The 15,041-nt window shown below is 39.3% G+C and carries 14 protein-coding genes; 10 read left to right on the forward strand and 4 right to left on the reverse strand.

Annotated elements, in window-relative coordinates; genetic code table 11:
- Positions 1-96: 96 nt before the first annotated feature.
- The 3 genes from PR808_RS07705 to dcuC all read right to left on the reverse strand — a co-directional run bounded on the left by PR808_RS07705 (position 97) and on the right by dcuC (position 3,884).
- Positions 97-1,146 (reverse strand): asparaginase, encoded by a 1,050-nt coding sequence (locus PR808_RS07705; protein WP_404462689.1) that lies wholly within the window; start codon positions 1,144-1,146, stop codon positions 97-99.
- 72 nt (positions 1,147-1,218) lie between these two features.
- A complete protein-coding gene (locus PR808_RS07710) occupies positions 1,219-2,493 on the reverse strand; it encodes an amidohydrolase (RefSeq protein WP_206082874.1) in 1,275 nt (424 codons plus the stop codon).
- Between the two features lie 26 nt (positions 2,494-2,519).
- The gene (gene dcuC / locus PR808_RS07715) at positions 2,520-3,884 is read right to left on the reverse strand and encodes a C4-dicarboxylate transporter DcuC (protein WP_206082873.1); all 1,365 of its coding nucleotides are present in this window, start codon (positions 3,882-3,884) and stop codon (positions 2,520-2,522) included.
- 220 nt (positions 3,885-4,104) lie between these two features.
- Between dcuC and PR808_RS07720 the strand changes: the two genes are divergently transcribed.
- The gene (locus PR808_RS07720) at positions 4,105-5,037 is read left to right on the forward strand and encodes a DMT family transporter (protein ID WP_206082872.1); all 933 of its coding nucleotides are present in this window, start codon (positions 4,105-4,107) and stop codon (positions 5,035-5,037) included.
- 78 nt (positions 5,038-5,115) lie between these two features.
- Here PR808_RS07720 and PR808_RS07725 read toward each other — a convergent pair whose 3' ends face one another.
- The gene (locus PR808_RS07725) at positions 5,116-5,652 is read right to left on the reverse strand and encodes a MarR family winged helix-turn-helix transcriptional regulator (protein WP_206082871.1); all 537 of its coding nucleotides are present in this window, start codon (positions 5,650-5,652) and stop codon (positions 5,116-5,118) included.
- 363 nt (positions 5,653-6,015) lie between these two features.
- On the opposite strand from PR808_RS07725, the gene PR808_RS07730 reads away from it, so the two are divergent.
- From PR808_RS07730 to PR808_RS07770, 9 genes are all read left to right on the forward strand, one after another.
- On the forward strand, positions 6,016-6,351 hold the full coding sequence (locus tag PR808_RS07730) for a metalloregulator ArsR/SmtB family transcription factor (protein WP_206082870.1): 336 nt from the start codon (positions 6,016-6,018) through the stop codon (positions 6,349-6,351).
- A 63-nt stretch (positions 6,352-6,414) separates the two neighbouring features.
- Positions 6,415-7,704, forward strand: coding sequence for an arsenic transporter (locus PR808_RS07735; RefSeq protein WP_206082869.1), 1,290 nt, complete (start codon positions 6,415-6,417; stop codon positions 7,702-7,704).
- A 10-nt stretch (positions 7,705-7,714) separates the two neighbouring features.
- Positions 7,715-8,167 (forward strand): glutaredoxin-dependent arsenate reductase, encoded by a 453-nt coding sequence (arsC, locus tag PR808_RS07740; protein ID WP_272539049.1) that lies wholly within the window; start codon positions 7,715-7,717, stop codon positions 8,165-8,167.
- Between the two features lie 857 nt (positions 8,168-9,024).
- On the forward strand, positions 9,025-10,269 hold the full coding sequence (locus PR808_RS07745) for an ammonium transporter (protein WP_206082867.1): 1,245 nt from the start codon (positions 9,025-9,027) through the stop codon (positions 10,267-10,269).
- 103 nt (positions 10,270-10,372) lie between these two features.
- On the forward strand, positions 10,373-11,962 hold the full coding sequence (locus PR808_RS07750) for an ABC transporter substrate-binding protein (RefSeq protein ID WP_206082866.1): 1,590 nt from the start codon (positions 10,373-10,375) through the stop codon (positions 11,960-11,962).
- On the forward strand, positions 11,962-12,930 hold the full coding sequence (locus PR808_RS07755; RefSeq protein WP_206082865.1) for an ABC transporter permease: 969 nt from the start codon (positions 11,962-11,964) through the stop codon (positions 12,928-12,930). The genes PR808_RS07750 and PR808_RS07755 overlap by 1 nt, the downstream gene beginning before the upstream one ends.
- Positions 12,927-13,733, forward strand: a complete 807-nt coding sequence (locus tag PR808_RS07760) for an ABC transporter permease (protein WP_206082864.1) — start codon at positions 12,927-12,929, stop codon at positions 13,731-13,733. Before PR808_RS07755 ends, PR808_RS07760 begins: the two co-directional genes overlap by 4 nt.
- Positions 13,733-14,512: an ATP-binding cassette domain-containing protein gene (locus tag PR808_RS07765; RefSeq protein ID WP_206082863.1), complete on the forward strand. Its 780-nt coding sequence runs from the start codon at positions 13,733-13,735 to the stop codon at positions 14,510-14,512. The genes PR808_RS07760 and PR808_RS07765 overlap by 1 nt, the downstream gene beginning before the upstream one ends.
- A gap of 226 nt (positions 14,513-14,738) precedes the next feature.
- Positions 14,739-15,041, forward strand: a complete 303-nt coding sequence (locus PR808_RS07770) for an urease subunit gamma (RefSeq protein ID WP_206082862.1) — start codon at positions 14,739-14,741, stop codon at positions 15,039-15,041.

A 15,041-nucleotide genomic window follows, 5' to 3' on the forward strand; every position in this document is an offset into this window, starting at 1 on the left:
TTACATTTAATTTAATTTAATTAAGAATTAAAGTTATTAATAAATAAAAAGGCGCCTATATTAGAGGCGCCTATTAATCGTAAAATAGTAATGGTTTTAACGCTGGCTATCAAAGTAATTCGATATTTGCTTAAGGTCGGCACCAGTTGCAAGTGCGAGCTGCAATAGAATGCGAGATTTTTGTGGATTTAAAAAGCCAGATCCTATGGCAAATGATTTACTACTCACATAGCCAGAGCCTGTTCGGGTTGCCATCACAACAGGAATACCTTTATCACTGAGCTGCTTAATTGCCTCCTCCATGTTACTCGATACATTTCCATTACCACTTCCCGCAACAATAATTCCTTTTGCTCCGTTGTTGATAGCAGCATCAAGCATAGCGGGGGTCTGGTCTTGGTATGCATAAATAATTTCGACATTAGGGAGTTTATCTACCTTACTGACATCGAAAAAAGTACGATCAACGGGTTGTGCAGGGGTATAGTAAAATTTAGGTTTTCCGCTGACAAAGACACCAAGATAGCCAGGTTCATAAGATTTAAATGCATCAGGGGTAGTTGAGTTTGCTTTGGTGGTATAAAAAGCAGAACCAATACGATCATTTAAAACGACCATGACGCCGCGATTTTTAGCTTTCTTATCCGCAGCAAGTACAACACCTTCAAGCAGATTCATTGGGCCATCCGCACTGATAGCAGTTGCTGGTCTCATGGCTCCGACAATAACGATAGGCTGCTCATTTTGAGTGGTTAAATCTAAGAAGAAGGCTGTTTCTTCAATTGTATCAGTCCCATGAGTGATAACGATGCCTTGTTGTTTTCCTTCATTTAGTAAATGATTAACGCGTTTACTGAGGTTTAATAGGATTTCGCTGCTGATATTGCCACTGATAGTGTTAGAAATTTGTTCACCTTTGACGATAGCAACATCATTGATCTCCGGCACAGCATTGATTAACACATCAATACCCAGTGAGCCCGCTTTATAGTCGGTGGTATCAAGGTTGGATTTTGAGCTTCCTGCGATGGTTCCCCCAGTGGCTAAAATGGTAACGTTGGGTTTAATAGCACCAGCAGCTAGTGAAACAGAGGTATATAAAATCAAACTAGAAAGTAATGTATTTAATAATGTCTTTTTCATCATATTTCCTTAAAAAAACCTTATAACATCATCCGCTATAAGGTTTTATAATTGGCTTATATTGATTTGCTGTTTTTATACGGATAAGCGTTGTAGTAACCCTGTAAAGATTGAAAAGCCAGTGAATAGCTGATTTTCATCAATATCAAATTTGGCTTGATGGTGGCCAGCTTTGATGTCTGAGCCAATCACAAAATAAGCCGCCTTTCCACCATGGGCTTGTACGCGTTTAATCAATAGAGTGGCATCATCACTGCCATTAAAATTCATTGTACGTTGTACTTTTTCTACCGCTGGGATGGTTTGGGCTACTTCGGTGATATAGTCAGTCATTTCATCGTCAGGAATGAAATCAACGGCTTCCCCCATGACCTCAGTTTCGAGTTCAACATCAAAACTGAGTGCAACTCCGCGGGCACGTCTTAAAGCCTCTTCTGTCATGTAATTGTTGATTTTTTCATTTTCGCCACGTACTTCAATTTGCATTTGCGCGTATGAAGGGATCACATTGCGGCCTTCTCCTGCATTTAATACTCCGACATTAGCGCGAGTCATTCCTTCACCGTGAGTTGGTAGGCTTAGAATTTGAATTGTTGCGTTACAGGCGGCGAGTAACGCATTTTTGCCTGCATGTGGCTCCATTCCTGCGTGCGCGGCTTTACCTTTAAAGCGCAGATCCATTTTTAATGTAGAAAGATAACGTTCAGGTGCAGCGACAATTACGCCACTCGGGACATCACAACCAAGATGACCACAAGCAAAATAATCAACATCATCGAGAATACCACTTTCGGCGATAGGTTTTGCCCCTCGTACGCCTTCTTCTGCGGGTTGGAAAATAAGTTTAATCACGCCTTTCAGTGGGCTATCTTTATTTTCTATCAACCATTTTGCGACTCCGAGACCGATAGCCATGTGCCCATCGTGGCCGCAAGCGTGCATATAACCTGGGTTGGTAGAATTAAAGCCTTCTTGGTTTGGAATATGTTCTGCCGTATCAGTTTCTTGCACATTGACGCAGTCAATATCAAAACGAAATGCAACCGTTGGGCCAGGGCGCCCTGTATCGAAGATCACCGCGCAACCTGTATAGTCACCGATTCTTGCGAGTAGTGAATCATCTACGCCACGCTCTTTGGCTGCGCGTTTGGCTTTTTCAACTATTGATGGGTTACGTCCACGAATAAAACTAGGGTTGATAATCTGTTCGCCTGTTAATACGTGGTGTCCCATTTCTTCCAGTAGTTTAATCAAGGTGGCAGTGGTGTAAAATTCCCCCCAACCCGTTTCTGGGTAACGGTGAAATTCACGTCGCCATGCAACTAATGAGGCATTATTTATTGTAGTCATTTTGGTTTTCCTTTTAATAACCCATTCTACGCATACAGAAAATATGCATAAATTAACGTTGCTATCGTGCCTACCGCTAAAGGTACTGAGGTTCTTTTTACTACTTCAACAGGACTCACTTTGATAACCGATGCGACAATAATAACGACAGCAGAAACTGGAGAGATGGCTCGGACTAAGTTAGACGTAAATTGCATTGGAAGAGCAACCATAATCGGGTCAACATGGGCTTGATTTGCAATAGATGGAATTAATTCAATAAATGAATAGAACACCGCGTTACCACTACCGCTAATAAAGGTGATTAACGCTGTTAAGCCAGAGAAAATAAACATTAATCCAACGCCTGCATTATTTACGTTCTTAACAACACCTGAAATCATATCGATGATGCCAATAGCATTAAGACCTGCTACTAGTGTGCCTGCGGCAACAATCAGGACAACGACTTGAGAAAATCCCTCACCCATTCCTTTAAAAAAGAGTCCTGCTTGAACCATTTGTTCTTTCGGGTTGCCTTTACGAATAAGTTCTGTGGCAAATGCGAGCACAAATGAGAATAGTGTGATTTCAACAAGCCCTACTTTGATTTCTCGAAAACACAGCCCTAAAACGATAATTAGAATAAGTGGAACAAGCGGAAATAAGGCGTAATAGGAGGGAGGTAGCTCTTTATTACCCTCGATTTTACTTTCATCAACTTCAGTAAATGCTGATGCGCCTTGCCGTTTATCCATATACTTTTGCCAAAAATAATGGGCAAAACCCATTAATAATAAAACGGGGAGAGAGATAACGGCATGATGTAAAGTGACGTAGTCGACAACATGCTCAAAACCGAGTAAGCGAGCTGCAACAACATTATCGCCCCCTAATGGTGTTGGCATAATTGTTGCTGTGGTCGCAATAATCCCCGCCGCTGTCATTGATGACATTTTTGCAGCCCTTAATATGGGGTACAGAGTCGCCATTAAAATAACGGCTAATGACGCGGCACTGGGGATCACTAACGACAGTAAGTTTCCGAGCCAAAAAACAATTGGAACTAGAATATAAGGAGAGCGAATTTTTGAAATAGGCTTTGCAACTAAATGAACAGCGGCATCGTTTGCACCAATGCGTGACATATAAGAAGAAAAGCCGAATAGGACCATGATTATGATCCCTGCGCCACCAAATTGTTTGATAAATCCTAGTTGTATTTGTTTTAGTGGGTCAAGCCAGATATTCCCTGTACTTTGTTTTATATCTAAAATAGGCATTCCTAACATTGCTGCGCTGAGCATCAGCGCAATACCTGCGGTGAATAATACAATTTTTGCCTCGTAGTTCTTCGCAATTGCATAACCCGCTAGTATCAACACTATTACACTGATAATTATAACAGTCATAGCTGCCTCTCATTATTATTTCTTTATTGGAAGTATCTTCACGAGAAGATATATCAATATTAATAATTGGTGTTTTAATATCAATCACAAAACGTACAATTATTGACTTTTGTCATAAATGATTACTATTTTGTCTTCTTTAATTTCAATCCCCTTGTATCTTCACATTAAGTATCTTAGTGTGAAGATATATTTTTATTGAAATGGTGGCAAAAATTCAATGACGATGAAAAAAGTATCTTTAATTGGGATCTCGCTGGCGCTTTGTGCGGCTTTTTTATGGGGAACGGCGGGGACCGCTCAAAGTTTTGTGCAAGGTGCAACAGCACCTTACTGGATTGGTGCATTTAGGTTGCTTGTTGCGTGTTTATTCTTTCATTTGTTGTTTTTTTATCGAATTACAAACCGCCAAGCACTAAACGTAAATGAGCAACAACAAACAGATAATTCTGCCAAGGGATCAATGACATATTGGCGATATATCATTATCGCAGGTATCTGTATGGGGTTATATAACTTAACTTTTTTTGCAGGTATTAAGGCGACTGGAATAGCAATAGGAACGGCTACAACGATTGGTAGTGCCCCTATTTGGGCTGGCTTAATGCAGGCGATTCTTCTGAAGAAATCACCGTCTTTGCTTTGGTGGCTTGGAACTTTTTGTGCAACGGCAGGAGGAACATGGATGGTTCTTTCTCAAAGTAGTAGTTGGCAAATTAATACAGGTGGTTTACTTATTTGTTTGAGTGCGGGTTTTTGCTATGCACTTTATACATTGATGAGTAAGAAATTGGTCAGTATTGATTCTCCATTAACGATTACTAAGCATACATTTAGCATTGCTATATTTATTGCGGTTCCGATTGCTTGGATATTAGCAGGAACACCAACGGTCAGTTGGGTGAGCATTGCAGTGATATTTTACCTCGGATTATTAACAACTGGCGTGGCTTATCTGTTATATACCCAAGCATTGAAACATATCAGTGCTCCTACAGGTGTGGCGTTGGGTTTAATTGAGCCCATTGTGGCGTTTTTCCTTGCGATTGTTGTTGCGCATGAAAACGTCAATATGCTGGCTGTAATAGGATTATGTTTGATTTTGGCTGGTCTATGGTTAGTTTTAAAGTCTGAGGGCCAGCAAAAAGCTTAGCTGAAATGATTACGTCAGAATGAAAATAGCTCAATGTGAGCTGCACCCTAAAGTTTACTCCAACTTTGGGGTGTTTTTTTATTCAGCTCCATTTTTCTCGTTGAGCTCAGATTTTTGTGATTGAATAAGTTTTTTCAGTAGCATAGCGAGTTGATCTTTATTTTCAGCATCTAAGCCTTGAATTAATGATTTTTCAATCGCTACGTGAGTTTCTACTGCTTCAAGCGTCAATTTTCGTCCCTCTGGTGTTATTTTTACAATAACACCACGTCGATCAGCAGGATCTGGAATTCTAACAATGAATTTCTTTTCTTCTAATCGATTAATTCGGTTAGATAATCCACCAGAGGAAATAAGAATTTTCTTTTGCAGTTCTTTGGGGGAAAGTTGACGGTCAGGGTTTCTAGCAAGTGCTGCTAGCACTTCAAACTCCCCCACATTTAGATTGTATCGGGCCAAATTCGCATCAACAAATTGCGAGATATAATGACTCATACGTACTATGCGGGCGATAATGGGTAAACCACTCAAATCCAATGTAGGGACGGTTTCCAGCCATTCTTGTATTAGTGTATCAACAAAGTCTTTATCTGACATTTTTTTGATTTCTTTCATGACTAAAATCCAGTTTTAAGCTTACTTTTATACTAAGTCTGAATCAACCTAACTCTTTATATTTTCAATGTAAGTTTATCATGAAAAAGGATCTTTTCACACACTTACCCCTATTCAAGATATAGAACTAATAGCGGGGGAAGTAGAAACGCTATTTTTATATTTAGCTTACTATTTGATTTTTCGAGTATATTTTTTGTAATCTAGTCTTAGTCACTGTTTTATAGAAACACGACTAATTAGGTCTTCAAATTAACTCGCGATCCTTCAGCTTAAAAATTCTTTTTAGTATTTATTGTTATATTTGATTTTGCATATATGTTTCTAGGGGGTAGAATGCCCATAGAGCATTCAGGAGAATATATGGAACCACTACAACTGTTTAAAATTTTAGGTGATCAAACAAGGCTCGATATCGTGTTGCTTTTGAAAGCATCTGGTGAGCTATGTGTCTGTGATATCTATACGGCCTTAAATTTATCGCAACCAAAGACTTCTCGACACCTAGCAATGCTAAGAGAATCGGGTCTTTTGCTCGATTCAAAACATGGTAAATGGGTTCATTATCGATTATCTCCGGCATTACTACCGTGGGTAAAAAATATCATTGATATAACGTATTTAACAGAAAAAAAGAGGGTATCAAACTTACTCTCAGCTATAGCGAAAACACATTCGATGGGTAATTGCGCAAGATAATTTTTTAAATAAACACATATGAAAAAACATATGTGTTGTGAGTGTAATAAGTACGAGGTTGTTATGTTTATTGCGGCATTAATTTTTGTTTTGACGATTACGTTTGTTATATGGCAGCCCAAAGGGTTGGGTATAGGCTGGAGTGCATCGGCAGGAGCGGTATTGGCACTGATCTTTGGTGTGATCAGTTTTCAAGATATTCCGATTGTTTGGAATATTGTTTGGAATGCCACTGCGACATTTGTTGCAGTAATTATTATTAGCCTGCTTTTAGATGAAAGCGGTTTCTTTGAATGGGCTGCATTGCATGTTGCTAAGTGGGGCGGGGGTAAAGGAAGACTGCTATTTAGTTATATTGTATTACTTGGTGCAATGGTTGCTGCTTTATTTGCCAACGATGGCGCAGCCTTGATATTAACGCCCATTGTAATTGCGATGTTACTGGCACTTGGTTTTAACAAAGGCACGACATTAGCATTTGTCATGGCAGCGGGTTTTATTGCAGATACAGCGAGCTTGCCACTTATTGTCTCAAACCTCGTGAATATCGTTTCTGCGGACTTCTTTAATATTGGATTTACTGAATATGCATCGATTATGGTGCCAGTGGATATTGCAGCAATTATTGTAACATTAGCGATGCTGCATTGGTTTTTCCGCAAAGATATTCCTAAGCAGTATGATATCACTAAACTGAGTGAACCGACTTTAGCCATTAAGGACATGACAACGTTTAGAGCAGGTTGGCTGGTATTGGTGTTGTTGCTCATCGGTTTTTTTGTCTTAGAACCATTAGGTATTCCTGTTAGCGCTATTGCGGCAATTGGCGCCTTAATTCTTTGGGTGATTGCAGCCAGAGGCCATACGATTAATACCAAAAAAGTGTTACGTAGTGCACCGTGGCAAATCGTCATTTTCTCTTTAGGTATGTACTTGGTGGTTTATGGTTTAAGAAATGCAGGGTTAACCGATTATCTTTCTGAAGCGCTCAATTACCTTGCAGACAAAGGGTTATGGGTAGCAACTCTGGGTACTGGGTTTATTACCGCATTTTTATCATCAATTATGAATAATATGCCAACGGTATTAATTGGTGCTTTATCCATTGAAGGGAGTGAAGCGACAGGATTAATTCAGCAAGCCATGGTTTATGCCAATGTGATTGGTGCCGATTTGGGGCCTAAAATTACACCGATTGGTAGTTTGGCTACATTGCTGTGGTTGCATGTTTTATCGCAAAAAAACATGACCATTACATGGGGCTACTATTTTAAAACAGGGATTATCATGACGATCCCTGTGCTCATTGTCACACTCGTTGCTTTAGTACTTCGACTTTCACTGTTAAATTAAAGGTAGCCCCATGAATGAGATCACTATCTACCACAATCCAAACTGCGGCACTTCACGCAATACGCTTGCGATGATCCGCAATAGTGGTATTGAGCCAACGATTATTTATTATCTAGAAACGCCGCTGGCTAAAGATGTGTTAGTGCAACTTATTGCTGATATGAAAATCACGGTAAGGGCGTTACTACGAAAAAATGTTGAACCCTATGAGCAATTAAACTTAGAAAAAGATAGCTATACAGATGACCAACTCATTGATGTGATGTTGCAGTATCCGCTACTGATTAATAGGCCGATTGTCGTCACTCCGCTAGGCGTAAAGTTGTGTCGACCTTCAGAGGTAGTGTTAGATATATTGCCTAACCAGCAACAAAGTGAATTTATCAAGGAAGATGGTCAAATAGTGATTGGTCTTCACGATGTACAAAATGCAAATGAAGAGGCTAGTAAGCATAAACATTAAGAAGATAAATGGGATTGGGTGTTGTTGGCAACTTCAACACTCTGTATGTGTTTATGCTGTTAATTAAATAAAATATGAGATATTGCCCCAGAAAATGCGGCTGCGGCACTTATCCCTTGAAGCAACCTTAAGATATCAAGAATAAGTACATTTGTGGAAAATGAAATGAGTACACTGAATAATGAAAAGAAAAATAAACCCTTCTTATATTTTTAAAAATAAGTGTAATAAAACCATACTAACTTTATAGGTATTGGAATTACCATGATGAATTTTTTATTAAGTAGGGTTTCTTTTAATTAATATTATTTAATTTATTTTCTTTTAAGGAATTTACGGGGTTTTATTTTTGTATTTATGGTTGCTAATGGTTTTTGCAGTTTATTTGATTAGTGCTGTGTAGGTTTCTGTTTTTTAACTGAGTATACTGAATTAATTACGCTATTTTTCAATTTAATAGTAATGAAAGTGTAATGTTTATGAATGATTTCGGAGGATAGATTTATTTTTATACCTATTAAAATAAAGAATGCGGGAAAATGTAAAAAATATGCTTTTAAATCTGATTGTTATTAATTAAGAAGATGCCTTGTTTTTGATTGAAAATTATGAATGTTTCACTGGCTAAAATGATTTTTATTTTTCGATGTTAATTAGTCATTTATGGTTAATCATTTATCGATTATTAAAAAACGTATGAATTATTTTTTATTATCTAATTTGTTTTTTTTTATTGATTATCTGAGTGATCACTCTATTATGAATGTAATTTCAATTGTGATAATCATTCTAGTCATTTAATGAAGTAATAAATATCTCTAAATTTTAAATATCATTATGTTAATTTAGGAGTATCCATGGAAAATGTATTGTCAGTTTTGGATGTCCCAAATACAGCATTTATGCTGCTTTGTACTAGTCTTGTTATGCTAATGACTCCTGGGCTTGCTTTTTTCTATGGTGGATTAGTTTCGCGTAAAAGTATTATTACCATTATGTCCCAGAGTTTCTTTTCTATGGGGTGGGTGGCAATTATTTGGTTTGCGGTTGGGTATTCATTATCGTTCGGTCCTACAATTAATGGGATTGTTGGCGACCCACTTTATTATGCATTCTTGAATAACATTGATCCTCAGACGATGTATACCGGTAATGATGGTGGTTTGCCAATACTGGTTCATTTTGGATATCAAATGATGTTTGCGATTATTACGCCCGCCTTAATTACAGGGGCTTTCGCAAATAGAGTTAATTTCCCTGCTTATCTCATCTTTTTAACCTTATGGACATTATTTGTCTATGCACCATTCGTTCATATGGTCTGGAGCCCAGATGGTATTTTTGCTAAATGGGGGGTTGTTGACTTTGCGGGTGGTATTGTCGTTCACGCAACTGCAGGGTTTGCTGCAATTGCTTCAGCATTATATGTAGGTAAAAGAGTCATTAAGTCAGATGGTACTCACAATATTCCTTATATTGCACTTGGCGCGGCTTTATTGTGGTTTGGTTGGTATGGTTTTAACGCGGGTTCTGAACTGCAAGTCAATACCGTAACCGTTTCAGCGTTTATTACTACCGATATTGCCGCGGCATTTGCAGCAATTACTTGGTTTATCATTGAACGTTTCCATACAGGTAAACCTAAACTTGTTGGTTTTTTAACGGGGGCTGTAGCGGGGTTAGCCACTATTACGCCTGCCTCAGGTTATGTTTCAATTGGTTCTGCGGCAATTATTGGGATTATTGCGAGTATCGTTTGTTACACCTGTGTTTTCTTAGTCAGGCGTCATTTAGATGATGCATTAGATGTATTCGGTGTGCACGGTGTCGGTGGTATTACTGGCTCTATTTTAGTCGGCGTGTTTGCATCAACGGTTTGGAATGCGAAAGGTCCTGCTGGGTTAATTGAAGGTAACGGGATGCAAATTGTGAAGCAAACTGTGGCAGTTGTCTTTACCAGTATTTGGTCCTTTGTTTTTACAATCTTAATTCTTTGGATAATCAATAAATTTACACCAGTCAGAGTTGACCAAAGTGCGGTTGGTGACAATTTAGATACCGTTGAATTTGATGAAGACGCATATCGAGAAAAAGCAGATTAGTTATCAAATATATTATTTCTTACAGTTTATCCTAATTGGTAGGTTTATTTGAACCACTGGTTGGGATAGCTGCTAAATACAGCTGGTAATTTAGGATGGGTATATGAAAAAGAAAGTAGCAATAGCTATTCAGGCTATTTGTTTTATGGGGCTATCGATGAGTGTAAATGCTGCGACTGATACTCAGAAACCGCAAACTTTGCGCTTAGCGATAGGCTCTGAGCCAACCGAGGGGTTTGATCCAATGTTAGGTTGGAGCCACGGCAGCTATTTACTTTTGCATAGTCCATTATTAAAACAAAAAGCTGATTTATCATGGCATAGCTACATGCTTGAAAAATATGAACATTCAGATGACGGTAAAGAGTGGACATTAAAATTAAAAGACGGGCTTAAATTCTCCGATGGTTCCCCATTAACCGCAAAAGATGTTGTTTTTACCTATAACAATGCCGCAGCAAGTGGTGGAAAAGTCGATATGGGGAACTTTGCTAAAGCAGAGGAAGTTAACCCATCTACCGTTAAAATGACGTTATCTGCTCCGCAAAGTACCTTTATTAATGTATTAGGTTCATTAGGGATTGTTTCTGCGGATAAATATGATGCGAAAAAATACGCACATAATCCTATCGGGGCAGGCCCTTATCGCTTAGTGAACTTCCAGCCAGGCCAGCAATTAATTGTTGAAAGAAACCCATTTTATGCGGGGCCCAAAAACGATTTCGATAAAATGGTTTTTGTCTTCTTGAATGAAGATGGCGCTTTTGCCGCAGCTCAAAGTGGTGAATTAGACATTGTTCGTATTCCTGCAGCCGTTGCGAATAATGCAAAAGATGTGAAAAGAATGAAGTTGATTGAGCGCCACAGTGTTGAAAACCGAGGGATTTCCTTCCCAATTCCACCTGCGGGAGAGAAAAATGCGGCAGGTGACCCAATTGGAAATGACATTACTTCAGATGTCGCTATCCGTAAAGCGATCAACTACGCCATTGACCGTAAGCTATTGGCGGATGCGGTGTTAGAAGGTTTTGCGATCCCTGCATATACAGGCGTTGAAGGCTTGCCTTGGAATAATCCTCAATCTTCATTTAAAGATGGGGATGTCGAAAAAGCGAAAACTATTCTTGATGATGCTGGCTGGAAACTGAATAAAGACGGCTTAAGAGAAAAAGATGGCAAAGTGGCAAAACTAACGCTTTGGTACGCCAGCGGCGACAGCACTCGTCGTGATTTAGCTCAGGCCGTGAGAGCAAGCTTAAAGCCAATTGGCATTGAAATGGATTTAAAATCAGGCAGCTGGGAAACCGTTGAAAAATATATGCATGCCAACCCAACATTGTTTGGTTGGGGTAGCCTTGACCCGATGGAACTGGTTCATAACTACAGCAGCAAGGCTGCTGGCGTAGGGTTCTATAATGCGGGTTACTATAAAAATCCAGCTGTTGATAAGGTGATAGAAGAGGCACTTCGCCAGCCAGACCAAGATGCGGCTATTCCATTTTGGCAGAAAGTGGATTGGGATGGCAAAACAGGAACAGGTATTCAAGGTGATGCTGCTTGGGCTTGGTTAATGAACGTACAACATCTTTATTTATTGAATAATTGTGTCGAGCTAGGAAAGGGCGCACCTGAAATTCACGGCTCGTGGTCAGTGTTGAATAATGTAGATGACTGGGCTTGGACCTGCAAGTAATGCGGACAACCATCGGGCTTTTATTGCGGTTTATCTGTTTATTATTGGTGACAGCATTTGGGGTTTTTATTCTCCTAAGCTATTCACCAATAGACCCAATTAAAGCCTACATTGGTAATGATTTAATGCATGTTCCCCCTGAGCAATATTCATTGATTGCTGCTCGTTGGGGGCTTGATCAGCCTTTATGGATGCAGTTCTGGCGTTGGTTTTCACAGATATTACAAGGTGATATGGGGTATTCCATGCTCTATAACACCCCTGTTTCACAAGTGATTGCTGATAGGTTAGCACCTTCATTAGCCTTGTTATTATCGGCATGGCTATTTTCTGGAGCGATTGGTTTTGGACTTGGGTTGATAGCAGGGAGATACCTAAATAGATGGCCAGATAAAATCATCTCAACGCTATCTTATTTATTGGCTTCAATTCCTGTTTTTTGGGTTGGTTTACTTTTATTGTCACTTTTTGCTGTTTCATTACAGTGGGCGCCAATTTGTTGCGCTTGGCCGATAGGCTTAGATGAACAAACATCAACATTGTCACAAAAAGTGCATCACCTTGTGTTACCTGTAGTGGCTTTAGGGATGTTAGGTATTGGTAATATCGCACTGCATACGCGTTCTAAAGTTGCTGAAGTAATGAACAGTGAGTTTATCCATTATGCAAAAGCTCAAGGGGATAAAGGATGGCCGATGATCAGCTTTCATGTCGTAAAACATGCGATTACCCCTGCAATATGTTTACAGTTTGCCTCAATGGGGGAATTGCTCAGTGGTGCATTGCTAGCTGAAAAAGTGTTTGCTTACCCAGGATTAGGGCAAGCGACCATTGATGCGGGTTTACGGGGTGACATCCCTTTATTAATGGGGATCGTGATGCTATGTGCGGTAGTGATTTTCTTTAGTAATAGTATCTCTGATAGGTTGCTCAAGAGCGTGAACAAAGGAGTACTCCGAGAGCCATGACTTATAATCCAAATAAGGCCTTAATTAAGTTAGTTATTTCCTTATTGTGCTTATTTGCTTTAGGGGCTTATGCAGCATGGCTTTCCCAAACTGATGTAGAAGTGAATTTACTCGACCGCCGACAAGCGCCATCGTTGGTTCATTTATTTGGTACTGATAATTTAGGTCGAGACTTGTGGGACAGAGTATTCCAAGGAATAGCGACCAGCTTACAAATTGGTACCATCGCAGCATTATCGAGCGGAGTGATAGCGCTAGTGATGGCAAGTTTATCCTCTTTTAGTAAGACGATGGATTATGTTATTCGTGGATGTATTGATTCGTTGTTAGCGTTGCCACACTTGTTATTGTTGATATTGATTTGCTTTACATTAGGTGGCGGCAAAGTGGGGGTAATTTGGGCGGTTGCGTTGACACACTGGCCAAAGTTGACGTTGATCTTACGTTCCGAATTGCTCCGAGTGCAGCAAACAGATTACATCATGTTATCGAAACGGATTGGAAATAGTGCGCTCTACCGATGCCGATATGACTATTTACCGATGATCCTTTCACAATGGTTAGTGGGGTCATTATTAATGTTTCCACATGCGATATTACATAGTGCGGCACTGAGTTTTTTGGGTTTTGGTTTGTCTCCACATGAAGCATCGTTAGGTATTTTGCTGTCAGATGCATTGCGTTACTTAAGTACAGGTGCATGGTGGTTAGCTGTGTTTCCAGGCATTGCATTAGTTGGGTTAGTGCTGTTATTTGATCAGTTTGCTAAAGCGGTACAACAATTATGGTTGAGGAGCGATTGATGTTAAGTTTTGATAACCTTACGATTGATGTTGCGAAATTCCGCTGGTTAGGCAAAAAACAGTGGTCACCGCTTTTACAAGATATTTCATTGGATGTGGCTCCTGGTGAAATGGTTGCATTGGTAGGTGGGAGCGGAGAAGGGAAAAGCTTATTACTACAAAGTAGTTTAGGTCTATTACCTGAAAATATGCGCTGTCGTGGTGATATTGTATTAAATGGATGCCAGTTAACAGAAAAATCTAAACAGCAATATCGTGGTAATTCACTGTGCTATATCCCTCAAGGGATTAGTGCATTAAATCCTCTCATTAAGATAGGCCCTCAACTTGAACGTGCCGCTGTATTAAGTGGACAGCATATTAAAATGCATGACGTCGCGTTGCACTTACAACAATATAATTTACAAGCAGATTTAATCCATAGCTATCCCAATAAGCTTTCTGGGGGAATGGCAAAACGTGTACTCGCTTGTAGCGCGACACTCTCTCAAGCTGAATATATTCTTGCAGATGAAATTTCATCTTGGCTAGACGATGAACATGCGATGCAACTTCTACAACATATCAAATCTCTTTGCTTTGATGGTAAAGGTGTTTTGTGGGTGACCCACGACCTTGCAATGGCTGTGCGTTTTGCTGATCGCATTGCGCTATTACGTAATGGTGTTTTAGAAGAAGTACTCAGTAGTGAAATATTAAAGCGAGGCGGAGGAGGGAAGTGTTTTCAATCTCTGTGGAATTCTTTGCCCGAACAACAATTTATAAATTGGACCCAGTGAATAAATATGATTTAAAAATTGAATTTAATAAATAGCCAATACGTATCCAGTCTTATTTGGATTAATTAAATTGGAATGTTTATTGAGAAGGATTTTATTTATTTAACTCGTCGTTATTGGATATTTAACTCAATTTATATTTTACAAATGAAAATGAGTTATTGGTTCGTAAAATGAATACTTATCAGTATTAACAATACTAAGCTTTATCAATTGAGGAGGCGTTATGCAGTTAACCCCAAGAGAAATTGAAAAATTGATGGTTTACACACTCGCAGACGTAGCTGAAAAACGCCGTGCGCGTGGTGTGAAATTAAATTACCCAGAAGCTGTTGCCATTATTACGGTTACCGCACTTGAAGGTGCACGTGATGGTAAAACCGTTGAAGATGTGATGAAAGAAGCGGCAACTGTTTTAACGAAAAAAGACGTTATGGATGGTGTGGACGACTTAATTCCAAATGTTCAGGTTGAAGCGATTTTTACTGATGGTACTCGCTTAGTAACTGTCCACAATCCGATTAAATAA

The organism is Providencia sp. PROV197 (assembly GCF_028479625.1).
GTDB lineage: Bacteria > Pseudomonadota > Gammaproteobacteria > Enterobacterales > Enterobacteriaceae > Providencia > Providencia vermicola.